Here is a 23,173-nt window from a genome sequence, read left to right as displayed (position 1 = left end):
GGGGCGGGCGGCCCCCTCCGCTGCGGGCGCCGCCCTGCTGGCCGGGCTTGGCCGCCGGGCGGCCGTTGCGGCGCGCCTCGATCAGGCTCACCGCCCGCTCGGGCAGCCACGCCGAGGCCGTACCGCTGTCGTCGGAGCCGGAGCCGAAGAGGTGCGGGGCCAGGTTGGCCTGGAGGTCGGCCGGGTTGGGGCGGGCCGTGGCCTCCATCTGCATGCAGGACTCGATCAGCGGGCGCAGCTCGTCCGGCAGGCCCTCCAGGTCCGGGCCTTCCCGCAGCAGCATGAAGACCGTCTCGACCGGGTTGGCGCCGTGGAAGGGCGGGTGGCCGGTGGCGGCGAAGACCAGCATCGAGCCGAGCGAGAAGACGTCGCTCGCGCCCGTGACCGACCGCGAGTCCTTGGCCTGCTCGGGGGACATGTAGGCGGGGGTGCCGACGGCCACGTTCGTCATGGTCAGACGGGTGTTCGAGACGCCGGAGGCGATACCGAAGTCGATCACCCGGGGGCCGTCCTCGACCACGAGCACGTTCGAGGGCTTGAGGTCGCGGTGGACCAGTCCGGCGCCGTGGATCGACTGCAGCGCCTCCGCCACGCCCGCCGCGAGCCAGCGCACGGCCTGGGCCGGGAGCGGCCCGCACTCGTTCACTATCTCCTCGAGCGAGGGCGCCGGCACGTACGCGGTGGCCAGCCACGGCACCGCCGCGCGCGGGTCGGCGTCGACGACGGCCGCCGTGTAGAAGCCGGAGACCGCCCGGGCCGCCTCCACCTCGCGGGTGAAACGGACACGGAAGAGCTGGTCCTCGGCCAGCTCGGTCCGGACCGTCTTGATCGCCACACGCCGGCCGGACGCCGAGCGCGCGAGATAGACCAGCCCCATGCCGCCGGCACCCAGCCGTCCCAGCACCTCGAACGGCCCGATCCGCCGCGGATCGTGCTGCGTCAGCTGATCCACCACTTGCCTGCCACCTCCCCGTACAAGCCGCGCCACCCACATATGTACGCGACCGAAGTGCAGCGTCTCACCACCGCACCGCCATGGCGGCACGCACCCCGATTCTTCCTGGCCGGAGCACCGGTTGCGAACCCGGGCCCGAATCGGGGTGTCTCCCCGCAAACCGGGGCGTTTCACCGCATGACTCAGGGCTCGGGCCGCTCCAGTACGGCGAACGACGCCCCTTGATTGTCTGTGACGACCGCCACCTTTCCGTACGACGTCTCGAATGGTGGTGCCTGAATACGGCCATCGAGCCGGCTCACCGTCCCGAGGACCGCCTCACAGTCCTCGACGGCGAAGTGAACGAGGAAATGGGGCGGCATCTCGGCCGGAAAGACCTCGGAGACCGGCGCGCGGCCGAAGTCGGGCCTGGCGTCCGGCCCGAACAGGGCGTCATGGAAGAGCTCGCCGTAGAAGGTGTTGGCGGCCTCGGTGTCACGGGCGTACAGCTCGGCCCAGCCGAAGGTGCCCGGCTCGTGCCGCTTGCCGAAGCCGGGGTGGGAGCCGGGCTCCCACAGGCCGAAAACGGCGCCCTCGGTGTCGGTGACCAGCGCGGTCGTCCCCAGGTCACCGAGCGGGACGGGCGCGGTGACGACCTGTCCGCCGGCCGCCCAGACCCGGTCGGCCAGGGACTCCGCGTCCGGGGTGGCGAAGTAGACGGTCCACACGGTGGGCAGCCGCCCGTCCGTCTTGCGGGCGAGCGCGGCGACCGGCTCGCCGTCCTTGCGCGCCCAGACGGATCCCCCGTAGGCGTCCTCGAAGTCCCACCCGAAGAGCTCACCGTAGAACCGCTTGCCCGCCTCGACGTCGGGAAGCTGCGCGTCCACCCAGCAGGGGACGCCCTCTCCGTACGCGGATGCCCTGTTTTCGGCCATACCGCCAAACTAACGGCGCCTCGCGCACCCCGCAGGACCAGGCACACCTGTCCCCGCACCCCCATGCACCCCATTTGCAGTCGGCCGAATCGCGCTCCGATCACCCCTCGGTAAGCTGACGGCATGACAGGACAAGTGCGTACCGTCGACGGCCGTGTGGCGGGTCGGCGTGGGCAGGCGACCCGGCAGAAGCTGCTCGACTGCCTCAGCGAGATGCTCAGCTCCTCCCCGTACCGGGACGTCAAAGTCATCGATGTCGCCCGGAAGGCGGGCACTTCGCCCGCCACCTTCTACCAGTACTTCCCGGACGTCGAGGGCGCCGTCCTGGAGATCGCCGAGCAAATGGCCACCGAGGGCGGGCAGTTGACCGCCCTGCTCGAGGGCCGTTCCTGGGTCGGCAAGGCCGGCTGGCAGACCGCGCAGGAACTCGTGGACGGGTTCCTGGAGTTCTGGCGGAAGAACGACGCGATCCTGCGCGTGGTCGATCTCGGGGCCGCCGAGGGCGACAAACGCTTCTACAAGATCCGCATGAAGATCCTTAACTCGGTCAACAACTCCCTGGCGGACTCCGTCGCCGAGTTGCAGTCCAAGGGCAGGGTCGACAAGGACGTGAACCCGGCCGCGGTCGCCGGTTCACTGGTCGCGATGCTCGCGGCGGTGGCCTCGCACCAGAAGGGCTTCCAGACCTGGGGCGTCAAACAGGCCGAACTCAAGCCGAACCTGGCGCTGTTGGTGCACCTGGGCGTGACGGGCAAGAAACCGACGAAGTAACCCACCCCCTTACCAGGCCCCCCAAGTCCTGTCTGGCAGGCGGTGGTTCACGGAACACACCCGTGAACCACCGCCTGCTCTGCTGTACGGGCGCCGCCCGGGCCCCTGACCTCGCAGTCCCGGCTCACTGATCGCGACGGGTGATCCGGAAGACCCGGATCTCCCTCTCGACCCGCGCCTGATAGGTGGCGTACGGCGGCCAGAAGGCCAGCAGCGCCTTCCAGGCCGCCGTCCGCTCCTCGCCCTCCAGCAGCTGGGCCCGGACGGGGATGTCCGCGCCCTTCCAGCTGATCTCGGCGTCCGGGTGGGCGAGCAGGTTGTGGGTCCAGGCCGGGTGGTCCGTGCGGCCGAAGTTCGAGCCGATCAGAAGCCAGCTGCGGCCGCCCTCCTCCGGCATGCACGCGAGCGGTGTACGGCGCCGCTGCCCGCTCCTCGCCCCCGTCGACGTCAGGATCACCCCCGGCAGCATCTGCGCGCTCAGCAGCACCTTCCCCCGGGTGAGCCGGTGGACGGCGCGGTCCAGCGCCGGAATCACATGCGGGGCCACCTTCGCGAAACCCCGCGTCGACGACACCCGCTGCACGACACGTTCGCCGATCACACCGCCACCTCCCGGCCCTCGAAGAGCCGCGCCGTCTGAGCGGCACGCGCCCGCAACCGATGCACCGGTCCGAAGAGCAGTTCGTCGCCCGATGCGCGCTTGAAGTACAGGTGCGCCTGGTGTTCCCAGGTGAAACCGATGCCCCCGTGCAGCTGGATGCCCTCGGCGGACGCCACCCGCAGGGCCTGAAGGGCCTGCGCGAGCGCCAGCCCGCCGGCCCGCTCCCCCTTCGCGGTCGCCCAGGCCGCGTAGTACGCCGCCGACCGCGCCGCCTGCACCTGCACGTACACGTCCGCCAGCCGGTGCTTGACCGCCTGGAAGGAGCCGATCGCCCGCCCGAACTGCTCCCGCTGTCCGACATACTCCACCGTCAGCTCCAGCGCCCGGTCCGCGGCCCCGACGGCCTCGCAGGCCAGCACCGCGGCGACGGTGTCCCCGAGCGCGGCGAGGGCGCCCAGTACGTCGGAGCCGTCCTCCCCCAGCAACTCGGCCTCGACGTCCCGCAGCTGGACGCGGGCCTGCGGCCGGGTGGCGTCCAGCGCGGTCTGCCGTACCCGCACCATCCCCTCGGCCTCCCCCGGCACCAGGAACAGCAGCGTCCGGGAGCGGGCGAACCCCCCGGTGTGCGCGGCGACGAGCAGCACCCCCGCGCTGTGCCCGTCGAGCACCTGTTCGGCCTGCCCGTACAGCCGCCACCCCTCGCCCGCCCGTCTGGCCTGCACTCCCCCGGCCCGTCCGCCACCGGCCCACTCCCCGCCGTTGTCGCCGGTCAGGGCGAGGGCGGAGGCCAGGGCGGTGCCGGGTACGGCGAGGGCGGCGGTGAGGGCGCCGGAGGCCAGACGGGGCAGGAGCGAGGCGCGCTGGGCGTCCGAGCCCAGGGCGAGGATCAGCGGCACGGCGAGGACGGCGGTGGCGAGCAGCGGCGAGGGGGCGAGCGCCCGTCCCGTCTCCTCGCAGGCCAGGGCGAGCTCGGTCGCCGAACAGCCGGCACCGCCGTACGCCTCGGGCAGGGCGAGCCCCGGCAGGCCGAGCTGGTCGGCGAGCGCGGTCCACAGGACGGGGTCGTGCCCTTCGGGGGTGTCGAGGGCGGCCCGCAGCTCCCGCGGGCCGCAGCGCTTGGTCAGCAGTTCGCGCAGGGTACGGCGGATCTCGTCCTGTTCGGCGGTGAAGCGGGCGTCCATGGCTCTTCCCTCCGGATCTGACGGGCCGTCATATTAGGAGTCCGGGAACGATATGCCCAGGGGAAGGTGGCCTTCATGACGCGCGGGAGCCGGAAAGTGGCCGTGGTCGGGGTGTCCCTCTCCGACTGTGGCCGCATCGACGACGCGACCCCGTACGCCCTGCACGCCCAGGCGGCCCGCCGCGCCCTCGCGGACGCGGGCCTGGGCCGCGATCTCGTCGACGGCTTCGCCTCGGCCGGTCTCGGCACGCTCGCCCCCGTCGAGGTCGCCGAGTACCTCGGCCTGCGCCCCACCTGGGTCGACTCCACCTCGGTCGGCGGCTCCACCTGGGAGGTCATGGCGGCCCACGCGGCGGACGCGATAGCGGCCGGCCACGCGAACGCGGTGCTCCTGGTCTACGGTTCCACGGCCCGCGCCGACATCAGGGCCGGCCGGCGCACCGGCGACCTCTCCTTCGGCGCGCGCGGCCCGCTGCAGTTCGAGGTGCCCTACGGCCACACCCTGATCGCCAAGTACGCGATGGCGGCCCGCCGTCACATGCTCGAACACGGCACCACCATCGAGCAGTTGGCGGAGGTGGCGGTGCAGGCGCGGGCGAACGCCGCCCTGAACCCGGACGCGATGTTCCGCGACCCGGTCACCGTGGACGACGTCCTGTCCGGCCCGATGATCGCCGACCCGTTCACCAAGCTGCACTGCTGCATCCGCTCCGACGGCGGCGCGGCGGTGCTGCTGGCCGCGGAGGAGTGCGTACGGGACTGCCGTACCGCCCCCGTCTGGGTGCTCGGCACCGGGGAGCACGTCTCGCACGCGGCGATGTCCGAGTGGCCGGACTTCACGGTGTCCCCGGCCGCGGTGAGCGGGCGGCTGGCCTTCGAGCGGGCCGGTGTGCGGCCGGCGGAGATGGATTTCGCGCAGATCTACGACGCGTTCACGTACATGACGCTGGTGACCCTGGAGGACCTCGGGTTCTGCGCGAAGGGCGAGGGCGGGGCGTTCGTGGAGAAGGGTCGGCTGCGGGTCGAGGGCGGGGAGCTGCCGGTGAACACGGACGGCGGCGGGCTGTCGGCCCAACACCCCGGGATGCGGGGGCTGTTCCTGCTGGTGGAGGCGGTACGGCAGCTGCGCGGGGAGGCGGGCGCCCGGCAGGTACACGCGAGCGACGGGGAGTTGCCGCGGCTGGGGGTGGCGTCCGGGACCGGCGGGTGGTTCTGCTCCTCCGGGACGGTGGTGCTCGGGCGGGACTGAAAACGCGGTCACTGCCCGACGGTGGCCGTACGCTGCAAAGGGAGCCCTTTCCCGGCCCGCAGCGTACCGCCCCGTCACCGGAGGAGACCGTCATGGCCGCCCTGACCCGTGAAGAGCGCGCACAGTTCCTGGCCGAGCCCCACATCGCCGCCCTCGCGGTGGACGCGGGTGAGGGACGCGCGCCGCTCACGGTGCCGATCTGGTACCAGTACGACGACGCCGACGGGACCGTGTGGATCCTGACCGGGCTCACCTCCCGCAAGTACGAGCTGATCCAGGCCGCAGGCCGCTTCTCCCTGATGATCGACCGGCTGGAGCCCACCATCAGGTACGTGTCGGTGGAGGGCCCGGTGATCGAGACCGCGCCCGGCACGATCGAGCGGCTGCGGGAGATGAGCGCGCGGTATCTGCCGGCGGAGAAGGTGGACGAGTACGTCGACTTCGCCTGGAAGAACCACGGCGAGCAGGTGTTCCTGCGGATGCGGCCCGAACGGTGGCTGTCCTCGGACCTCGGTACCGTCTGAGGCATGGGAACGGATCTTCACGAGGTGCTGAGGTCGCTGCGGGTGTGGGACCCGGCGGTCACCGAACTGCGCCCCTTCGACCCCGCGGCCGCCCCCGCCGACCCCCTCGACCTGTTCACCGCGTGGTTCGCGGAGGCGGTCGCGGCGGGGCAGCGCGAGCCGCACACCATGTCCCTCGCGACGGCCGACGCGGACGGACGGCCGGACGTACGGATCGTGATGCTGCACGGCGCGGACGCCGAGGGGTGGACCTTCGCGACGCACGCGAGCAGCCGCAAGGGCCGGCAGCTGGCACAGCGCCCGCAGGCGGCCCTCTGCTTCTACTGGGCCGCCCTCGGCCGCCAGGTACGGCTGCGCGGGACCGTCACGGCAGCGCCGGCCGCAGCGTCCCAGGGCGATCTGCACGCCCGCTCCACCGGCGCCCTCGCCGCCGCGCTCACCGGCCGGCAGAGCGAGGTCCTGGGCTCGCTCGAGGAGCTGGCGCAGGTCTCCCAGGCCGCCTGGGAACGGGCCCAGCGGGAGCCGGACGCACCCGTACCGACCTGGACGCTGTACCGACTGCGCCCTGAGGAGGCGGAGTTCTTCCAGGGCGACGAACAACGCCGGCACGTACGGTTGAACTACCGCCGGGAGGGCGCGGGTTGGCAGCGCGAACTGCTCTGGCCGTGACACCACGTCCTCAGCCCGCGACACCACGCCCTCAGCCCGTGACGTCGTGCCCGTCGAAGTCGTACAGGTCGAAGTCGGCCACCGGGCGATAACCGATGCGCTGGTAGAGGGCGTTGCTGGTCGGGTTTGCCAGGTCCGTGAAGAGCAGGACCTCGTCGGCGCCCGACGCACGCGCCGCCCGGCTGACCTCGACGGTGACCGCGCCCGCGTAGCCCCGGCCGCGCAGTTCCGCCGGCGTGTAGACGGGCGCCACCCGCACCTGCCCGGCGACCATCGGGGTGGCGCCGGCCATGGCGAGCGGGGTGCCGTCGGCGTCCTCCCAGAACGTGACGCCTCCGTAGGAGATGCGCGTGTCGGCCCAGCCCTCAGCGCGCTGCCCGGCGCTCTCGCCGACGGCCGCCATGAACTCGCCGTACCAGCGCACCAGTTGCTGCCGGTCCGCCTCCCCCGCGACCCGCGCCCGGCCCTTCGGCACCGGGCCCGGCGCGGTCAGGGCGTCGAGCCGGTACAGCCGCTGACGCTGACGCACCGCCGCCCTCGCGCCCGTGCGCCGCTCCCAGGCCCGCGCCAGCGCGGCGACGGAGGCCCGCTCGCCGGAGACGCCGGGCAGCGGACGGCCGTCGGCGGCCAGGTGGCCGGCGAGGGCGCCGGCCTCCTCGGGGGTGAGGGAGGTGACGTTGAGGCGGTGGGGAGGCGTACGGAAGTACACGGCCCGGACCGTCCCCTGCCGCTCCAGCACTCCGAAGTACGGCGCCTCGTCCCCGTAGACCCCCGCCCCCCGGGTCCGCAACTGCTCGGTCACCGTCAGTGGGAGGGTGTGCAGGGCGGGCCGGGAACGCAGGAAGTCCCCGGCACGGGAGAGGAAGACGCCCAGGTCGTCGACGCGGTACCAGTCATCGGATCCCATACCTCATGCTGCCGCGCACTTCCCCCGGGACGCCTCCGAATTACGGGGGGTCGCTCAAACGGCGACGATGACCACCGACGTCTCCAGCCCTTTGAAGTCCCCCGCGTTCCGCGTGTAGAGCGGCAGCCCTCTCGCCGAGGCGGCGGCTGCGATCATCAGGTCCATACGGCGTGGGCGGGGATCCCTGTCGGCCGCGATGGTCAGCGCGACCAACGTTCCGTACCTTGCCGCCGCCTCACTGTCGAAGGGCAGAGGGTCGAAATCAGCAACCGCAGCTCCCAGTCTGCTGCAGTTCGGCGAACGTCACCGCCGTCAGTTCGGGAATCGAGGGGAGGCTCTGCGGATCGAGCAGACCCAGATCGATGTAGGCGCACGTGTCGAGGACCCCGCGGGACGGACGATCAGCCACGCTCGCGCTCGCACGGGTCGGCGTCGGCCCTTTCCTCGTCCCCGAAGAACTCGTCCACCTCCGCGCGCATCTCCGCGTGGTCCACGCGAGGAAGCAACCGGTGCCGCGCCACCAGCTCTTCGGCGGTCAGCCTGCGCCGGCGTGCCAGTGGACGCAATTCGGCGACCTCTATGCCGTTCCGTGTCCCACTGTGCTACGCACACCGAAATGCTCAGACCCCCAGCCTCGGCTCCGGATCCGTGGCCAGGCGGGCGTGGAGGTGGGCGTCTCGGAAGGCGTCCTGGCGGTCTGCTTCGAACATCTGGCCGCGCATGGTGCCCTCGTAGCGGAAGCCGCAGCGTTCGGCGACCTTGCAGGAGATCTCGTGGCCGACGGCGTGGCCCAGTTCCAGGCGGTGCAGCCGGAGGTCGGTGTGGGCCCAGTGCGCGACGAGGGCGAGGGCGCGGGTGGCGACGCCCCGGCCGCGGGCCTCGGGGAGGACCCAGTAGCCGATGCGGGCGTGGCTGAGGAGGGTGTGGATGTCGTTGACGCTGATGTGGCCCAGCCTCGCACCGTCGTCCGCGTCCTCGACGCAGAACGCCACTCCCGTCCCCGTCCGCGCGGCCTCCGTCTTCGCGGCGATCGAGGCGCGGGCCACGGCGAGGTCGGCGACCGGCGTGAGCGGTGTGTTCCAGCGCAGGAACTCCGGGTCCGCGCAGCCCCGGAAGAAGGTCTCGACGTCGGCGTCGGAGTCCGCGTCCCACGGGCGCAGGCGCAGTCCGTGTCCGAGCACTTCGGTGGATTCGAGGGCGAGGGTGGGTTGGTGTATGCCGGTCATGGGCCCATTCAAACGCGCCCGCCTCAGCCACGCGGCCGGAATACCGGCACCCCCTCCCGGAACACGGCCTCCAGCTCCATCCCGGCCCGCAGCCGCTCCGCCGCGCACTCCACGATCTCCGTCATCATCCGCGGCCCCTCCGCGAGGTCGACGACGGCGGCGACGTACGGGGTGCGCTCGCCGAAGGGCGGCAGGTCGTTGCGGTGGACGACGGACCAGGTGTAGAGCGCGGCCCGGCCGCTCGCCGGCTCCCAGGCCACGTCCTCGCTCCAGCAGTGCGGGCAGAACTCCCGCGGGTAGTGGTGGGCCCGCCCGCACGCCCCGCACCGCCGGACCAGCAGCCGCCCCTCGGCCGCCGCGTCCCAGTACGTCCGCGTGAAGGCATCGGCCTCCGGGAGATCGTGACGGGTCATGTATCTGACGGTACGTCAGGTATGGCGATCCCGGAACCCGGAAGGGAGCAGCCCTGTGCGGCGGCCGTGAAGCTGTGCATCCGCTACGAATGCCGGCGGATTGTTGGCAATTTTGTCGGCGACCCGGCTAGCTTCGCAGACGCAAGCCCACCACCGAGGGAGTCGAACCGTGAAACACAGGGCAGTCAAGCGCAGGAGCGTCGTTCTGGGCATCGGCGCCACCGCCGGTGTCGCCGCGACCGGCGGCATCGCGCTGAACGCGCAGGCGTCGAGCACCTCGTCGTCCTCGTCCTCCTCGTCGTCCTCGCCCTCCGCGGACGCGCTGGTCTTCGACCCGGACGCCTTCACCGAGCTGACGACCACCGTCACCGACACCGACGGCGACGACCACGCGGTGACGTACCACTTCTGGAAGGCGATCACCTATGTCGCCAAGCCGGTGGACGCCACGTACCAGTCGCTGAACGTCAGCGTCCCGGTCGAGATCGACGGCAAGGCCGTTGACGCGAGCAATGCCCCGATCCTGTTCGCGAACTCCGTCGGCGGCTACATGCCGTCCTCGGTGGCCGACGCCACCGGGATCGGCGGCGGGGGCGCGGGCGGCGCGGGCGGCGCGCCGAGCGGGGCGCCCTCGGCGAGCGCCTCGGCCCCCGGCGCGAACGGGGACACCAACGCGACCGGCGGCTCCCTGGCCACCAACCAGCTGCTCGCCCTGGCCGCCGGGTACGTCGTCGTCGAGCCCGGCGCCCGCGGCCGTACCCTCAAGAACTCGGCCGGCGAGTACTACGGCACCGCGCCCGCCGCCATCGTCGACCTCAAGGCGGCGGTGCGGTACGTCAGGGCCAACAAGGGCCGCATACCCGGGAACGTGGAGCGGATCGTGTCCGCCGGCACCAGCGCGGGCGGCGCCCTGTCCTCCCTCCTCGGCGCCTCCGGTGACAGCCCGCTCTACGACAGGTACCTGAAGGAGATCGGCGCGGCCGACGCCTCCGACGCGATCTTCGCGGTGGGCGCCTGGTGCCCGATCACCGACCTGGAGCACGCGGACGGCGCCTACGAGTGGAACTGGGGCGCCAATGTCACCCAGTCCACCGGCGAGGTCGTCGACCAGACGGTGTCGAAGGACCTGCGCTCGCAGTTCGCGCAGTACCAGGCGTCGCTGAGGCTGCGCGGCCGGAACGGGTTCGGCCCGCTGACCGCCCGCAACTACGACACGTACCTGGTCGAGCGGTACCTGGAGCCGTCCGCGACGAAGTACCTCGCGGCCCTGTCGGACTCCGGGCGCGAGAGCTACCTGGCGAAGAACACCTTCATCACCTGGAAGAACGGCAGGGCCACCTTCACCTGGGACGACTTCCTCACCCATGTCGGCGCCCGCAAGAAGACCACCCCGGCCTTCGACGCCTTCGACCTGTCGACGGGCGAGAACAACGAGTTCGGCGCAGGCACCACCGCGAACCGCCACTTCACGGCCTACGGCGCCAGGAACGACACCACGGGCCTCACCACCAGGCGGGTGGCGAGCGACATCCCCGAGAAGCTGAACCTGATGAACCCGATGTACCACCTGGTGGAGAAGGTCAACGGGCGCCGCTCCAAGCACTGGTGGATCCGGCTCGGCACCGGCGACTCCGACACCTCGCACGTCATCTCCGCCAACCTGGCCGCCCGTCTGGACAACCTCGGCGACGACGTGAACCACCTCTACTACTGGGACCAGGGCCACGGCGCCAACACCGACCCGGGCGACTTCATCACCTGGATCGCCGAGGTGACCGGGTACCGGGCCGGGAAGTAGGCAGGGGGTCGGGGGCGGGACCGTGCCGATCGCCGTACGACCACAACCAGGTGTCCTACGCCACAAGCCCCACCCACTCCTCCTACAGGCGTGATCAATCCGCAACCAATTCCGGTCTTGACCGAGACCCATCAAGCTGGTGCGTGATTACGCTCGCGCTCATGGCCGACTCCACACCCTCCCCGAGCCCTTCGGACCGTCCCGTCTACGTCGTCGGCGGCGGACCGGCTGGACTCTCGGTGGCGTACGCGCTGCGGGCCAGGGGGATCCGTGCGGTGGTGCTGGAGAAGTCGGACCAGGTGGGCGCGGCCTGGCGGCGCCACTACGACCGGCTGCACCTGCACACCACCCGTCGGCTGTCCGCCCTTCCCGGACTGCCGATACCGCGCCGTTTCGGCCGCTGGGTCGCCCGGGACGACGTCGTGCGCTACCTGGAGAAGTACGCCGAGGTGCACGAGCTGGAGATCGTCACCGGTGTCGAGGTGTCCCGGATCGAGCGCACCCCCGACGGCACGGGCTGGCTGCTGCACGCCACCGGCGGCCGTGAGCTGACCGGCGCCGCCGTGGTCGTCGCGACCGGGTACAACCACACCCCGTACGTGCCCGAGTGGCCCGGTCTCGGCCAGTACACCGGCGACTTCGTGCACGCCGGCGACTACCGCAACCCCGAGCCGTACGCCGGCCGGGACGTCCTGGTCGTGGGCGTCGGCAACACCGGCGCGGAGATCGCCGTGGACCTGGTCGAGGGCGGCGCCTCGCGGGTACGGCTGTCGGTGCGCACGACCCCGCACATCGTCCGCCGCTCCACCGCGGGCTGGGCCGCCCAGTACACGGGCGTCCTGGTGCGGCGGCTGCCGGTCGGGCTGGTGGACCGGCTGGCCCGGCCGATGGCGAAGCTCAGCGTGCCCGACCTGTCCGCGCAGGGGCTGCCCCGCCCGGACACCGGGCTCTACAGCCGCGCCAAGGACGGCGCCATCCCCGTGCAGGACGTCGGTCTGATCGACGCCGTGCGCAAGGGGAAGGTCGAGGTCGTGGCCGCCGTCGACGGCTTCGAAGGCGGCAAGGTGGTCCTCGCCGACGGCACCCTCGTCTCCCCGGAGGCCGTGGTCGCCGCCACGGGGTACGTCCGCGCGCTGGAGGGCCTGGTCGGTCATCTCGGTGTGCTGGACGAGCGGGGCAGACCGGTGGCGCACGGCGCCCGCGCCCCGCAGCAGGCGCCCGGCCTGCACTTCACCGGGTTCACCACACCCATCAGCGGCACCCTGCGCGAGGTCGCGATGGACGCCGAGAAGATCGCGAAGGCGATCGTGCGGGCCGGCGGGGACTCGTTGTCCCGGCTGCCCGGCTGATGCCCTCCTGACCTGCACAACCCTCAACTTCCCCCATCCATATACGCGTTACTCGTGCGTCAGATGTGGCGGAAGCGTTGAAGCGTGCCGTCTTCAGGGGCCAGAATGTGAATACTGCTCAGCTTTCGGCTCCACATTCTCTCCCCACTCTCTCCATACGGAGGACGCACGTGGTACGCGAAAGACAGCCCCACCCCCGCGCCCTGACGCGGCGCTCCCTGCTCGGCGGTGCCGCCGCGGCGGGCGCCGTCACCCTCACCGGCACCGCCGCCGGCACGGCATCGGCGGCCGGCACCCGTGAGGTCGACGTGGCGATCGTCGGCGGCGGCCTCGCCGGACTGACCGCGGCCCGTGACCTGGTGGCCGGGGGCAAGACGGTCGCCGTCCTGGAGGCCCGGGACCGCGTCGGCGGCCGGGTCGTCAACCTGCAACTGCCGGGCGGCGGGTTCACCGAGGGCGGCGGCGAGTTCATCGGCCCCACCCAGAACCGCATCAAGGCCCTCGCCGACTCCCTGGGCGTGGCGACCTTCACGACCTACAACACCGGCAAGAACCTCCTGTACAAGGACGGCACCCGGACCCCGTACGCCACCGACGGGATCCTCGGCTCGGTCCCGCCGGTCGACGTGGCCGGTCTCGCCAACGCGGCGGTCGTGCAGGCCTCGCTGGACGACATGGCCAAGAAGGTGCCGGTGGACGCGCCCTGGACGGCCGCCAAGGCGGCCGAGTGGGACAAGCAGACCTTCGAGAGCTGGCTGAACGCCAACGCGGTCATCCCCTCGGCCAAGTTCCTGCTGGACGTGGCCTGTACGTCGATCTTCTCGGCCCAGCCCCGCGAACTCTCCCTGCTCTACGTGCTGTTCTACATCGCCGCCGCCGGCGACGAGAACAACGCCGGCACCCTGGAACGCCTCACCGACACCGCGAACGGCGCCCAGGAGTCCCGCTTCGTCGGCGGCTCCCAGCAGGTCCCGATCAAGCTGGCCGCCACCCTCGGCGACCGGGTGGTGCTGAGCGCGCCGGTGCGCTCGATCACGCAGTCCGGCGCCAAGTACGTCGTCACGGCCGACGGGATCACGGTGACGGCGAAGAAGGTCGTCGTCGCCGTACCGCCCCCGCTGGCGGCCCGCATCACCTACGACCCCCTGCTCCCGGCCGCCCGGGACCAGCTCAGCCAGCGGCTGCCGATGGGCTCGATCGGCAAGGCGATCGCGGTCTACGACACCCCCTTCTGGCGCGCGGACGGCCTCAACGGCCAGGTCGTCAGCGACTCCGGCGTGGTCCGCTCGACCTTCGACAACTCCCCGCCGGACGCCTCCTACGGCGCCCTGATGGGCTTCATCGAGGCCGACGAGATGCGGGCGTACGACGCCTCGAGCGTCGACGAGGTCAAGGCGGCCGTCCTGAAGGACTACGCCAACTACTTCGGCGACAAGGCCAAGTCGCCGAATTCCTTCGTCCTGCAGCGGTGGAACAACGAGGGCTTCTCCCGCGGCGGCCCGGTGGCCTTCGCCCCGCCCGGTGTCCTGACCGACTACGGCGCCTCCCTGCGCAAGCCGGTCGGCGGCATCCACTGGGCGGGCACGGAGACGTCCACGTACTGGAACGGCTACATGGACGGAGCCGTGCGGTCGGGCGAGCGGGTGGCCAAGGAGGTGCTGGCCGAGCTCTGAGCCGGTTGATCGGTTGTGGGTCCAGCAGCTGTTGGTCGGTTGCGGGTCCAGCCGCTGTTGGTCGGTTGCGGGTTCACCAGCTGTTGATCGGTTGCGAGTTCACCAACTTTGGGTGCACGCCCATTCCTGACACTGCGTCAGTTCAGTAATCTGACAGAGCGTCAGTTATTTGGCTGTCTCAGAGGAGCGGGCGGACCGATGCTTGGATCAACCCACGGCACCCTCACCACCGACTCCCGCCGGGCCCGGGTCATCGCCTGCGGCGAGCAACCCGGGCCCGCCGTCCACGGCAGGCCCGCCGAGGTCGACGAACTGGACGTCGGCGGGCGGCCGCTGTACGCCGACGTCCCCGACCTGGACCGGTTCTTCCGCCCCGAGTCCGTCGCCGTCATCGGCGCCTCGGACACCGAGGGGCGGCCCAACACCGGCATCACCCGGCAGCTGGTGGCCTGGGCCGAGCGGGTCGGCGCCCGGCTGCACCCCGTCCACCCGAACCGTGAGTCCGTCTTCGGCATACCCTGCTCCCCGTCCGTCGCCGACCTGCCCGAACAGGTCGACCTCGCCGTGCTGCTGGTCGCCGACCCGCTTCCCGTGGTCGAGGAACTCGCCGAGGCCAAGGTGAGGTTCGCGGTGGTCTTCGCCTCCGGGTTCGCCGAGACGGGCGCCGAGGGCGCGGCCGCGCAGGAGCGGCTGGCGCTCGCCGTGCGGCGCTCGGGGATGCGGCTGCTCGGGCCCAACACCAACCTCAACGCCTTCGAACGGTTCCGCGACGACCTCGACGGACCGGCGATCGCCCTGATCACCCAGTCGGGACACCAGGGCCGCCCCGTCTTCTCCCTCCAGGAGCTCGGCATCCGGCTCTCCCACTGGGCACCCACCGGCAACGAGGCCGACCTGGAGACCGCCGACTTCCTCTCCTACTTCGCCGAGCGGCCCGAGGTCGGCGCCATCGCCTGCTACGTCGAGGGCCTCAAGGACGGCCGCTCCTTCCTGCTCGCCGCCGACCGCGCCGCCCGGCGCAAGGTACCGGTCGTCGCCGTGAAGGTGGGCCGCACCGAGACCGGCGCCCGCACGGCCGCCTCGCACACCGGCAAACTGACCGGCGCGGACGCGGTGGTGGACGCGGCGATGCGGCAGTTCGGCGTGATCCGGGTGGACGGCCTGGACGAACTCCAGGACACCGCCGCCCTGTTGGCCCGGGCGAAGCCGCCGCGGGCGGACGGGGTCGTCGTCTACTCCATCTCGGGCGGCACCGGAGCGCACTTCGCCGACCTGGCGACGGAGGCGGGCCTGTCGCTGCCGCAGCTGTCCGCGGCCAAACAGTCCGAGCTGCACCAGTGGATACCCGAGTACCTCAGCGTGGCCAACCCGGTCGACAACGGCGGGCACCCGGTCGGCGACGAACGCGGCCGGAAGATCATCGACGCGATCCTCGACGACCCGGCGGTCGGCGTGCTGATCTGTCCGATCACGGGCCCCTTCCCGCCGCTCAGCGACAAGCTCGTCCAGGACCTGGTGGACGCGGCCGAGCGGACGGACAAGCTGGTCTGCGTGGTGTGGGGATCCCCGGTCGGCACCGAACCGGCGTACCGCGAGGTCCTGTTGGGCTCCTCCCGCGTCGCGACCTTCCGCACGGTCGCCAACTGCATCACCGCCGTCCGCGCCTACCTCGACCACCACCGCTTCGTCGCCCACTACCGCTCCCCCTTCGACGAGGCCCCGCGCACCACCTCGCCCTCCTTCCGCAAGGCGCAGGCGCTGATGCGCCCCGGCCAGCAGCTCAGCGAGCACGCGGCGAAGCAGCTGCTGCGGGCGTACGGCATCCGTGTACCGCGCGAGCAGCTGGTGACCAGCGCGGCGGCGGCCGTACGCGCGGCCGGGCTGGTGGGCTACCCGGTGGTGATGAAGGCGTCCGGCGCGCAGATCGCCCACAAGACCGAGCTGGGCCTGGTGAAGGTGGGCCTGACCTCCGCAAGCCAGGTCCGCGACGCCTACCGCGAGCTGACGGACATCGCCCGCTACGAGGGCGTCACGCTGGACGGTGTCCTGGTCTGCCAGATGGTCGAGCGGGGCGTGGAGATGGTCGTCGGCGTCACCCACGACGAGCTCTTCGGACCGACGGTGACCGTCGGGCTCGGCGGGGTGCTGGTGGAGGTGCTGCACGACGTCGCCGTACGTGTGCCGCCCTTCGGCGAGGACCAGGCGCACGCCATGCTCGCCGACCTGCGGGGGCGGGCGCTGCTGGAGGGGGTCCGGGGACGGCCGCCGGCGGACGTGGACGCGCTCGTTGAGGTCGTCCTGCGGGTGCAGCGCATGGCGATGGAGCTCGGGGACGAGCTGGCGGAGCTCGACATCAACCCGCTGATGGTGCTGCCCCGGGGGCAGGGGGCGGTGGCGCTGGACGCGCTGGCGGTGTGCCGGTGACCGGGATCCTGCACACGACCGACGGCCGGGTCACCCACCTCACCCTCAACCGGCCCGAGGCCCTCAACGCCCTCACCCCCGACCAACGGGACCTGCTCATCCGGCTGTTGGCGGACGCGTCGGCCGACGCCGACGTCCGGGCGGTGGTGATCACCGGGACCGGGCGCGGCTTCTGCGCGGGCGCGGACCTGCGCGGTGGCGCGGCGGCCGGTGAGCGGGTGGCGGGGGATGTGGCCCGCGTCCTGCGCCTCGGCGCCCAGCGGCTGACCGCCGCCGTCCTGGACTGCGAGAAGCCGGTGATCGCGGCGGTGAACGGCACGGCGGCCGGCCTGGGCGCGCATCTCGCCCTCGCCTGCGACCTCGTACTGGCCGCGGAGTCGGCGAGGTTCATCGAGGTGTTCGTGCGCCGGGGGCTGGTCCCGGACGGCGGTGGGGCGTACCTCCTCCCCCGCCTGATCGGCCCGCAGCGCGCCAAGGAGCTGATGTTCTTCGGCGACGCGCTCTCCGCCACCGACGCCGAACGCCTGGGTCTGGTCAACCGAGTCGTCCCTGACGAGGAGTTGGAGAAGACGGCCCGCGCCTGGGCGGAACGCCTCGCCGCCGGCCCCACTCGCGCCCTCGCCCTCACCAAACAGCTCGTCAACGCCTCACTGGACACCGACCGCGCGACCGCCTTCGCCGCCGAGGCCGCCGCGCAGGAGATCAACATGACGACGCGCGACGCCCAGGAAGGCGTACGGGCCTTCGTGGAGCGCAGAAGCCCCGACTACCAGGGTCGTTGACCTTCCCATCTGACGAACCGTCAGCTTCAATGGAGGGGTGATGGGACACGCAGGAGCGGCCGCGGCCGCCGTCCGATACCTCAGGTCGACCGGGGCCACGGTCCCCGTGGAGCCGCTGCCGCGCCCTGAGCTGCGGTGTGTCGGCGAGGACGAGCGCGCCCCCGTCGACCAGACGGAGTTCCGCCGCGTCCTGGGCACCTTCGCGACCGGCGTCACCATCGTGACCGCGCCCCCCGAGGCCGGCTTCGCCTGCCAGTCCTTCTCCTCGCTCTCCCTCGACCCGCCCCTGGTCGCCTTCATGGTCGGCCGTACGTCGACGACCTGGCCGCGCATCGCCCGCGCCGGCGTCTTCTGCGTCAACATCCTCGCCGCCGGCCAGGGCGACCTGTGCCGCGCCTTCGCGGTGAGGGGCGCCGACAAGTTCGCGGGCGTGCCGTACGACCCGGCCCCGGCGACCGGCTCACCCCGCCTGACCGGCGCGGTCGCATGGATCGACTGCACGATCCACGCGGTCCACACCGGGGGCGACCACCTGATCGTGGTGGGCCGGGTGGAGGCGCTGGGCACCGGCGACGGCGACGAAGCGCCCCTGCTCTTCCACAAGGGGCGCTTCCTGTAAGCGGTCAACCGCCCTTGCGTGGCACCCATGGCGCGGTCGCCGGCCGGAGTTCCGCCTTGCGCCGCCGAGCGTGCCCAGGCGGTGTCGAACTGCTCGACGCCGATTCCCATGCCCACGCGCACCGTCCAGAAGCGGCCCCACCGCTGCTCAGGGCCTTCGCAGACCTACTGGCCTGGATCCGCGTCCTGGACGACGAACCCCAGGCAGATGTCGATGCGGGCGAGAACGTTCTTCCGCACTCAAGGCCGGCGGGATCACCTTCATCGGGGTGGCGACCTTGGGGTTCACCATCGGAAGCTTTCTCGGCGTGTAACTATTAGGGGTACACTCCTTAGAAGTACGTTCCTTAGATCTGTGCGGGAGTGCGCCAGTGCAGCAGCCAAGGCGGACCAAGCCCTCACGAGTCTTCGACCGGGGCCTGGAGTGGGACGCGCTCACCGCGTTCGTCGACCGCCCGCTGCCGCATGCCGCTCTGGGAGTCCTCAGCGGCAGACGACGCATGGGCAAGACCTACCTGCTGCGGGCACTCGTCGAACAATGCGGAGGGTTCTACTTCGGGGCCACTGACGCCACCGAGGCGGAATCCCTTCGGCAGTTCAGCGCCGCCCTTGCCGAATACGTCGGTTCTCCGGTGGCCTTCTCCTTCGCCACCTGGGACGACGCGGTCTCCTACCTCTTCGGTCTCGCAACCTCCTCCGCCCGGGCGTCCGGCGGGCGGACACCGGACGCGCCATTCCTCGTGGTCATCGACGAGTTCCCGTACCTGGTGAGGGCGGCCCCCGAACTGCCATCGCTGATCCAGCGCGCAATCGATCGCGGGCAGGTGGAGGAGAGCCGTATGCGTCTACTCCTGTGCGGTTCGGCAATGTCCGTCATGGGTGGGTTGCTGGCCAGCAGTGCGCCGCTGCGCGGGCGGGCGCAGCTCGAACTGGTCGTGCGCCCCTTCGGATACCGTGCGGCAGCGGACTTCTGGGGAGTCGCCGCCGATCCAGGTCTTGCCGCCCGGCTGCACGCGGTGCTCGGTGGCACCCCCGCGTACCGCCGCCAGTTTCTGGCGGACGACGTCCCCGCCGGTCTGGACGGCTTCGACGATTGGATCTGCCGCACGGTCCTCTCTCCGTTCAGTCCCCTCTTCCGAGAGGCTCGATACCTGCTCGCCGAGGAGGCCGATATCCGGGATACAGCGCTGTACCACTCCGTGCTGGCCGCCGTGGCGCAGGGCAACACCACGCGCGGGGGCATCGCGGGATACATCGGTCGCAAGGCCGTCGACATCTCACACCCGCTCAATGTTCTGGAGGACAGTCATCTCCTGGTGCGGGAAGCCGATGTCTTCCGATCCGGGAAATCGCAGTACCGCATCACCGAGCCCTTGATCAACTTCTACGAAGCAGTCATGCGTCCGGCCTGGGCCCGACTCGAAGGGGGCCAGGCCGCGGAGGTATGGGCTCATGCAGGACAACGCTTTGCAGCACAGGTGGCCGGCCCGCACTTCGAAGCCATGTGCCGTGAGTACGTGCTGGGACCTGGAAGGACACTGCTCAGCACCTCTCTGGGTGAGGTAGGCAGTGGTGTCGTGACCGATCCGAAAGAGCGCCGGCAGATCGAGGTCGACGTAGCCGTCGTCGAGCAGGGCTCCGGTGGGAACCGCCCATCGGTCGCCCTGCTCGGCGAGGCGAAGTGGGGCACTGTCATGGGAGTCGCCCACCTCGAGCGCCTGGCACGAGCAAGGGAACTTCTCGCCGGTCGCGGCATGGACACATCGCACTGCGGGCTCGCGTGTTTCAGCGCGGCGGGCTTCAGCGACGCTTTGCGGGCCGAGGCCGCGCGGGGCGGAGTGCTGTTGATCGGTCTGGAGGAGCTTTACGGCCGGCCCATGCCCGAGGGCTTCCTGCCCTAGGCCGGGAGGGGGGTGCCCATCTCCGCAAGCTCTCCGGCGGGACGTCCCGGCCTCCGCCTGATCACCAACGCCATCAGGGCCGCCGCCGCGCACAGGGCTCCTGAGGCGTACCAGACCATGTCGTAGGAGCCGAAGACGTCCCGGGCCACGCCGCCCAGGAAGGCGACGAGGGCGGCGCCGACCTGGTGGGAGGCGAGGACCCAGCCGAAGACGATGGCGCTGTCGTCGCCGTAGTGCTCGCGGCACAGGGCGACGGTGGGCGGGACGGTGGCGACCCAGTCGAGGCCGTAGAAGACGATGAAGAACAGCATCGGGGGGTGGACCGAGGGCGCCAGGAGCATCGGCAGGAACAGGAGGCTGATGCCGCGCAGGGCGTAGTACACCGCGAGGAGGCGACGCGGCTCGAAGCGGTCGGTGAACCAGCCGGAGGCGATCGTGCCGACGACGTCGAACACCCCGATCACCGCGAGCAGCGAGGCCGCCGCCGTCACCGGCATGCCGTGGTCGTGCGCGGCGGGCACGAAGTGGGTCTGGATCAGGCCGTTGGTGGAGGCGCCGCAGATCGCGAAGGTGCCGGCCAGCAGCCAGAAGGGGCCGGTGCGGACGGCCGAGGCCAGCACCCGCACCGTGCGGCGGGCGGCGCCCTGCGCGGGCAGCGGCTTCGCCACGAACTCCTGCGCGCCGTACGGCTTCACCCCCACGTCCGCCGGATGGTCCCGCAGCAGCAGCCAGACGAAGGGCACGACCGCCAGGGCCGCGAGGGCGACCGTGACCGCCGCCGGACGCCAGCTGTGGTGCTCGACGATCCACGACAGCACCGGCAGGAAGATCAGCTGACCGGAGGCGGACGCGGCGGTCAGGATGCCCGTCACCAGGCCCCGCCGCTCGGTGAACCAGCGGTTGGTGACCGTGGCCGCGAAGGCCAGCGCCATCGAGCCCGAGCCGAGGCCCACCAGCAGGCCCCAGCACAGCAGCAGCTGCCAGGCGGAGTTCATCCCGACCGTCAGGCCGGAACCGAGGGCGATGACCGTCAGAGCCACCGCGACGACCTTGCGGATGCCGAAGCGGTCCATCAGCGCCGCCGCGAAGGGCGCGGTCAGGCCGTACAGCGCGAGGTTGATCGAGACGGCCGCGCCGATCGTGCCGCGCGACCAGCCGAACTCCTGGTGCAGCGGGTCGATCAGCAGCCCGGGCAGGGAACGGAAGGCGGCCGCGCCGATGATCGTCACGAAGGTGACGGCGGCGACGAACCAGGCGCGGTGGATGCGGCGGGTCTTTCCGGCGGACGGGGTTTCCTCTACGGCGGCTGCCGCCTCGGTTGTCTGGGTCACGACATAGAGCATCCCGGCCGGAACCGGTCGCAACCACTGGCCCGAAGGACAGCATTCGTTAGAATCGGGCCATGGGTCCAGAGAGAGGTACGGCCATGGAATCCATGGAGTTCCGCCCGCACCGTGTCGTCGTCCTCGCCATGGACGGCCTGCTCCCCTTCGAGCTGGGCATCCCGCACCGCATCTTCGGCCGCCCCAAGGACGCCCTGGGCCGCCATCTCTACGAGGTCCTGACCTGCTCGGTCCGGCCGCCCGGCCCGGTGCGCACGGACGCCGACTTCTCGATCCACGTCGAGCACGGCCCGGAGCTGCTGACCACCGCCGACACGGTGATCGTCCCGGCGTCGTACGAACTCGGCCCGGTCTTCGAGGAGGGCGTCCTCACCGACGAGCTGGCCGCCGCCCTCGACCACATCCGCCCCGGCACCCGGCTCGCCTCGATCTGCACGGGCGTCTTCGTGCTGGCCGCCGCCGGCTACCTCGACGGCCGCCCCGCGACCACGCACTGGGCGGAGACCGACCAGCTCCAGCGCCTCTTCCCGAAGGTCGACGTCGACCCGAACGTGCTGTTCATCGACGACGGCGACGTCCTGACCTCGGCCGGGGTGGCGGCCGGCATCGACCTGTGCCTGCACATGGTCCGCCGCGACCACGGCACGGCGGTCGCCAACGAGGTGGCCCGCCGCACGGTCGTACCGCCGCACCGCGACGGCGGACAGGCGCAGTACATCCACCGCCCGGTCCCCGAGCCCCAGGTGGCGACCACGACCGGCGCCCGCGCCTGGGCGCTGGGCAGGCTGCACGAGCCGATCCAGCTGCGCGACATGGCCGCCCAGGAGTCGATGTCGGTACGGACCTTCACGCGCCGCTTCCGTGAGGAGGTCGGCGTCAGTCCCGGCCAGTGGCTCACCCAGCAGCGCGTGGAGCGTGCCCGGCAGCTGCTGGAGTCGAGCGATCTGTCAGTGGACCAGGTGGCGCAGGAGGCCGGCTTCGGCACCGCCCAGTCGATGCGCCAGCATCTGCAGGCGGCCGTGGGGGTGACCCCGACCGCGTACCGCCGGACCTTCCGCACGGGCGTCAGGACGTGAGCACCCGGGGCGGTCAAAGCGTGAGCGCCCCCGCACGGGCAGGACGTGAGCACCCGCAGGGTCAGAACGTGAGCACCCGCGCGGTCAGAACGTGAGCACTCCGCGCGCCACCCGCCCCGCCTCCGCGTCGGCCTTCGCCTTCTCGAAGTCCTCGACCGGGTAGGTCGCGGTCACCAGCTCGTCCAGCAGCAGCCGTCCCGCCCGGTACAGCTCGGCGTAGAGGGCGATGTCGCGCTGCGGGCGCGAGGAGCCGTAGCGGCAGCCCAGGATGGACTTGTCGAGGTACATGGCGGAGACGAGGAAGGACGCCTCCGCGGTGGCCGCCGGCACCCCCAGCAGCACCGCCTGCCCATGCCGGTCGAGCAGGTCGACCGCCTGCCGGATCAGCTCGACCCGCCCCACGCACTCGAAGGCGTGGTCGGCGCCGTCCGGCAGGATCTCCTTGACCCCGTCGGTGGAGGTCAGGAAGTCCGTGGCCCCGAACCGCCGGGCCACCTCCTCCTTCGCCGGATTGGCGTCGACGGCGACGATCCTGAGCGCCCCCGCGATCCGCGCCCCCTGGATGACGTTGAGCCCGATCCCGCCGGTCCCGATGACGAGCACCGAGTCCCCCCGGTCCACCCGCGCCCGGTTGAGCACGGCCCCGACCCCGGTCAGCACCCCGCACCCGATGAGCGCGGCGGACGGCAGCGGAATGTCCTTCGGGATCCGCACCGCCTGCACGGCCTTCACCACCGTCCGCTCCACGAAGGCCGAGTTGGAGGCGAACTGGTACACCTCCCGCCCGCCCTGCGTGAAGG

Annotated in this window: 24 protein-coding genes; 12 read left to right on the top strand and 12 right to left on the bottom strand. The window is 71.6% G+C overall.

What is annotated here, in order from left to right; translation table 11 throughout:
* Both GRC12_RS23880 and GRC12_RS23875 read right to left on the bottom strand, forming a co-directional pair.
* Nucleotides 1–955: serine/threonine-protein kinase (locus GRC12_RS23880; protein ID WP_208781405.1), on the bottom strand; the 955-nt coding region annotated here is incomplete at its 3' end.
* Nucleotides 956–1,137: 182 nt separating this feature from the next.
* Entirely contained in the window at nucleotides 1,138–1,869 is a 732-nt protein-coding gene (locus GRC12_RS23875; RefSeq protein ID WP_133049562.1) for a VOC family protein, read from the bottom strand.
* A gap of 135 nt (nucleotides 1,870–2,004) precedes the next feature.
* On the opposite strand from GRC12_RS23875, the gene GRC12_RS23870 reads away from it, so the two are divergent.
* On the top strand, nucleotides 2,005–2,640 hold the full coding sequence (locus GRC12_RS23870) for a TetR family transcriptional regulator (RefSeq protein WP_208781408.1): 636 nt from the start codon (nucleotides 2,005–2,007) through the stop codon (nucleotides 2,638–2,640).
* Nucleotides 2,641–2,764: 124 nt separating this feature from the next.
* Here the strand turns inward: GRC12_RS23870 and GRC12_RS23865 are convergent, their stop codons facing one another.
* Nucleotides 2,765–3,241 carry a nitroreductase family deazaflavin-dependent oxidoreductase gene (locus GRC12_RS23865; RefSeq protein WP_208781404.1) on the bottom strand — a complete coding sequence of 159 codons (477 nt, stop codon included), beginning with the start codon at nucleotides 3,239–3,241 and terminating at the stop codon, nucleotides 2,765–2,767.
* Entirely contained in the window at nucleotides 3,238–4,422 is a 1,185-nt protein-coding gene (locus GRC12_RS23860) for an acyl-CoA dehydrogenase family protein (RefSeq protein ID WP_208781403.1), read from the bottom strand. Before GRC12_RS23860 ends, GRC12_RS23865 begins: the two co-directional genes overlap by 4 nt.
* A 75-nt stretch (nucleotides 4,423–4,497) precedes the next feature.
* Here GRC12_RS23860 and GRC12_RS23855 point away from each other — a divergent pair, with 75 nt between their 5' ends.
* The 3 genes from GRC12_RS23855 (at nucleotide 4,498) to GRC12_RS23845 (ending at nucleotide 6,863) form a co-directional block, all read left to right on the top strand.
* Entirely contained in the window at nucleotides 4,498–5,670 is a 1,173-nt protein-coding gene (locus tag GRC12_RS23855) for a thiolase C-terminal domain-containing protein (RefSeq protein WP_208781402.1), read from the top strand.
* 92 nt (nucleotides 5,671–5,762) lie between these two features.
* Nucleotides 5,763–6,194 carry a pyridoxamine 5'-phosphate oxidase family protein gene (locus GRC12_RS23850; RefSeq protein WP_208781401.1) on the top strand — a complete coding sequence of 144 codons (432 nt, stop codon included), beginning with the start codon at nucleotides 5,763–5,765 and terminating at the stop codon, nucleotides 6,192–6,194.
* A gap of 3 nt (nucleotides 6,195–6,197) precedes the next feature.
* A complete protein-coding gene (locus tag GRC12_RS23845; protein ID WP_208781400.1) occupies nucleotides 6,198–6,863 on the top strand; it encodes a pyridoxine/pyridoxamine 5'-phosphate oxidase in 666 nt (221 codons plus the stop codon).
* Between the two features lie 31 nt (nucleotides 6,864–6,894).
* Here the strand turns inward: GRC12_RS23845 and GRC12_RS23840 are convergent, their stop codons facing one another.
* From GRC12_RS23840 to GRC12_RS23820, 6 genes are read right to left on the bottom strand one after another with little or no spacing between them, the layout of a single operon-like run.
* Nucleotides 6,895–7,770, bottom strand: coding sequence for a GNAT family N-acetyltransferase (locus GRC12_RS23840; RefSeq protein WP_208781399.1), 876 nt, complete (start codon nucleotides 7,768–7,770; stop codon nucleotides 6,895–6,897).
* Nucleotides 7,771–7,824: 54 nt separating this feature from the next.
* Nucleotides 7,825–7,983 carry a hypothetical protein gene (locus tag GRC12_RS45730; protein ID WP_244373675.1) on the bottom strand — a complete coding sequence of 53 codons (159 nt, stop codon included), beginning with the start codon at nucleotides 7,981–7,983 and terminating at the stop codon, nucleotides 7,825–7,827.
* Between the two features lie 49 nt (nucleotides 7,984–8,032).
* On the bottom strand, nucleotides 8,033–8,179 hold the full coding sequence (locus GRC12_RS45725) for a hypothetical protein (protein ID WP_244373674.1): 147 nt from the start codon (nucleotides 8,177–8,179) through the stop codon (nucleotides 8,033–8,035).
* A complete protein-coding gene (locus GRC12_RS23830) occupies nucleotides 8,172–8,336 on the bottom strand; it encodes a hypothetical protein (protein ID WP_244373673.1) in 165 nt (54 codons plus the stop codon). Before GRC12_RS23830 ends, GRC12_RS45725 begins: the two co-directional genes overlap by 8 nt.
* A 54-nt stretch (nucleotides 8,337–8,390) precedes the next feature.
* A complete protein-coding gene (locus GRC12_RS23825) occupies nucleotides 8,391–8,996 on the bottom strand; it encodes a GNAT family N-acetyltransferase (RefSeq protein ID WP_208781398.1) in 606 nt (201 codons plus the stop codon).
* A 23-nt stretch (nucleotides 8,997–9,019) separates the two neighbouring features.
* Entirely contained in the window at nucleotides 9,020–9,409 is a 390-nt protein-coding gene (locus tag GRC12_RS23820; RefSeq protein WP_208781397.1) for a Zn-ribbon domain-containing OB-fold protein, read from the bottom strand.
* Between the two features lie 169 nt (nucleotides 9,410–9,578).
* Between GRC12_RS23820 and GRC12_RS23815 the strand changes: the two genes are divergently transcribed.
* The 7 genes from GRC12_RS23815 to GRC12_RS23785 all read left to right on the top strand — a co-directional run bounded on the left by GRC12_RS23815 (nucleotide 9,579) and on the right by GRC12_RS23785 (nucleotide 19,954).
* Nucleotides 9,579–11,207: a subtype B tannase gene (locus GRC12_RS23815; RefSeq protein ID WP_308286616.1), complete on the top strand. Its 1,629-nt coding sequence runs from the start codon at nucleotides 9,579–9,581 to the stop codon at nucleotides 11,205–11,207.
* A 161-nt stretch (nucleotides 11,208–11,368) separates the two neighbouring features.
* Nucleotides 11,369–12,556 (top strand): flavin-containing monooxygenase, encoded by a 1,188-nt coding sequence (locus tag GRC12_RS23810; RefSeq protein WP_208781396.1) that lies wholly within the window; start codon nucleotides 11,369–11,371, stop codon nucleotides 12,554–12,556.
* Between the two features lie 170 nt (nucleotides 12,557–12,726).
* On the top strand, nucleotides 12,727–14,229 hold the full coding sequence (locus tag GRC12_RS23805; RefSeq protein WP_208781395.1) for a flavin monoamine oxidase family protein: 1,503 nt from the start codon (nucleotides 12,727–12,729) through the stop codon (nucleotides 14,227–14,229).
* A gap of 198 nt (nucleotides 14,230–14,427) precedes the next feature.
* Complete coding sequence (locus tag GRC12_RS23800; RefSeq protein ID WP_208781394.1) at nucleotides 14,428–16,653, top strand: acetate--CoA ligase family protein; 2,226 nt, start codon at nucleotides 14,428–14,430, stop codon at nucleotides 16,651–16,653.
* A complete protein-coding gene (locus GRC12_RS23795) occupies nucleotides 16,644–17,435 on the top strand; it encodes an enoyl-CoA hydratase/isomerase family protein (RefSeq protein WP_208781393.1) in 792 nt (263 codons plus the stop codon). Before GRC12_RS23800 ends, GRC12_RS23795 begins: the two co-directional genes overlap by 10 nt.
* Before the next feature lie 40 nt (nucleotides 17,436–17,475).
* Nucleotides 17,476–18,054 (top strand): flavin reductase family protein, encoded by a 579-nt coding sequence (locus GRC12_RS23790; RefSeq protein WP_208781392.1) that lies wholly within the window; start codon nucleotides 17,476–17,478, stop codon nucleotides 18,052–18,054.
* 370 nt (nucleotides 18,055–18,424) lie between these two features.
* A complete protein-coding gene (locus GRC12_RS23785; RefSeq protein ID WP_208781391.1) occupies nucleotides 18,425–19,954 on the top strand; it encodes an AAA family ATPase in 1,530 nt (509 codons plus the stop codon).
* On the opposite strand, the gene GRC12_RS23780 is transcribed toward GRC12_RS23785, so the two are convergent.
* Complete coding sequence (locus GRC12_RS23780; RefSeq protein WP_439959902.1) at nucleotides 19,951–21,285, bottom strand: MFS transporter; 1,335 nt, start codon at nucleotides 21,283–21,285, stop codon at nucleotides 19,951–19,953. The genes GRC12_RS23785 and GRC12_RS23780 overlap by 4 nt on opposite strands.
* Nucleotides 21,286–21,356: 71 nt before the next feature.
* Between GRC12_RS23780 and GRC12_RS23775 the strand changes: the two genes are divergently transcribed.
* The gene (locus GRC12_RS23775) at nucleotides 21,357–22,373 is read left to right on the top strand and encodes a GlxA family transcriptional regulator (RefSeq protein ID WP_244373671.1); all 1,017 of its coding nucleotides are present in this window, start codon (nucleotides 21,357–21,359) and stop codon (nucleotides 22,371–22,373) included.
* Nucleotides 22,374–22,457: 84 nt separating this feature from the next.
* Here the strand turns inward: GRC12_RS23775 and GRC12_RS23770 are convergent.
* The coding region (locus tag GRC12_RS23770) for a zinc-binding dehydrogenase (protein ID WP_208781389.1) at nucleotides 22,458–23,173 on the bottom strand (716 nt) is incomplete at its 5' end.

The organism is Streptomyces griseorubiginosus, assembly GCF_017614965.1.
GTDB classification, from domain to species: Bacteria; Actinomycetota; Actinomycetes; order Streptomycetales; family Streptomycetaceae; genus Streptomyces; species Streptomyces griseorubiginosus_B.
This window is presented reverse-complemented; position numbering and strand designations above follow the sequence as displayed.

Excerpts from the sequence above, each read along its gene's own strand:
- GRC12_RS23875 (WP_133049562.1), bottom strand. The coding sequence starts at position 1,869 with ATGGCCGAAAACAGGGCATCCGCGTACGGAGAGGGCGTCCCCTGCTGG.
- GRC12_RS23860 (WP_208781403.1), bottom strand. The coding sequence starts at position 4,422 with ATGGACGCCCGCTTCACCGCCGAACAGGACGAGATCCGCCGTACCCTG.
- GRC12_RS23855 (WP_208781402.1), top strand. The coding sequence starts at position 4,498 with ATGACGCGCGGGAGCCGGAAAGTGGCCGTGGTCGGGGTGTCCCTCTCC.
- GRC12_RS23850 (WP_208781401.1), top strand. The coding sequence starts at position 5,763 with ATGGCCGCCCTGACCCGTGAAGAGCGCGCACAGTTCCTGGCCGAGCCC.
- GRC12_RS23845 (WP_208781400.1), top strand. The coding sequence starts at position 6,198 with ATGGGAACGGATCTTCACGAGGTGCTGAGGTCGCTGCGGGTGTGGGAC.
- GRC12_RS23840 (WP_208781399.1), bottom strand. The coding sequence starts at position 7,770 with ATGGGATCCGATGACTGGTACCGCGTCGACGACCTGGGCGTCTTCCTC.
- GRC12_RS23825 (WP_208781398.1), bottom strand. The coding sequence starts at position 8,996 with ATGACCGGCATACACCAACCCACCCTCGCCCTCGAATCCACCGAAGTG.
- GRC12_RS23820 (WP_208781397.1), bottom strand. The coding sequence starts at position 9,409 with ATGACCCGTCACGATCTCCCGGAGGCCGATGCCTTCACGCGGACGTAC.
- GRC12_RS23810 (WP_208781396.1), top strand. The coding sequence starts at position 11,369 with ATGGCCGACTCCACACCCTCCCCGAGCCCTTCGGACCGTCCCGTCTAC.
- GRC12_RS23800 (WP_208781394.1), top strand. The coding sequence starts at position 14,428 with ATGCTTGGATCAACCCACGGCACCCTCACCACCGACTCCCGCCGGGCC.
- GRC12_RS23790 (WP_208781392.1), top strand. The coding sequence starts at position 17,476 with ATGGGACACGCAGGAGCGGCCGCGGCCGCCGTCCGATACCTCAGGTCG.
- GRC12_RS23775 (WP_244373671.1), top strand. The coding sequence starts at position 21,357 with ATGGGTCCAGAGAGAGGTACGGCCATGGAATCCATGGAGTTCCGCCCG.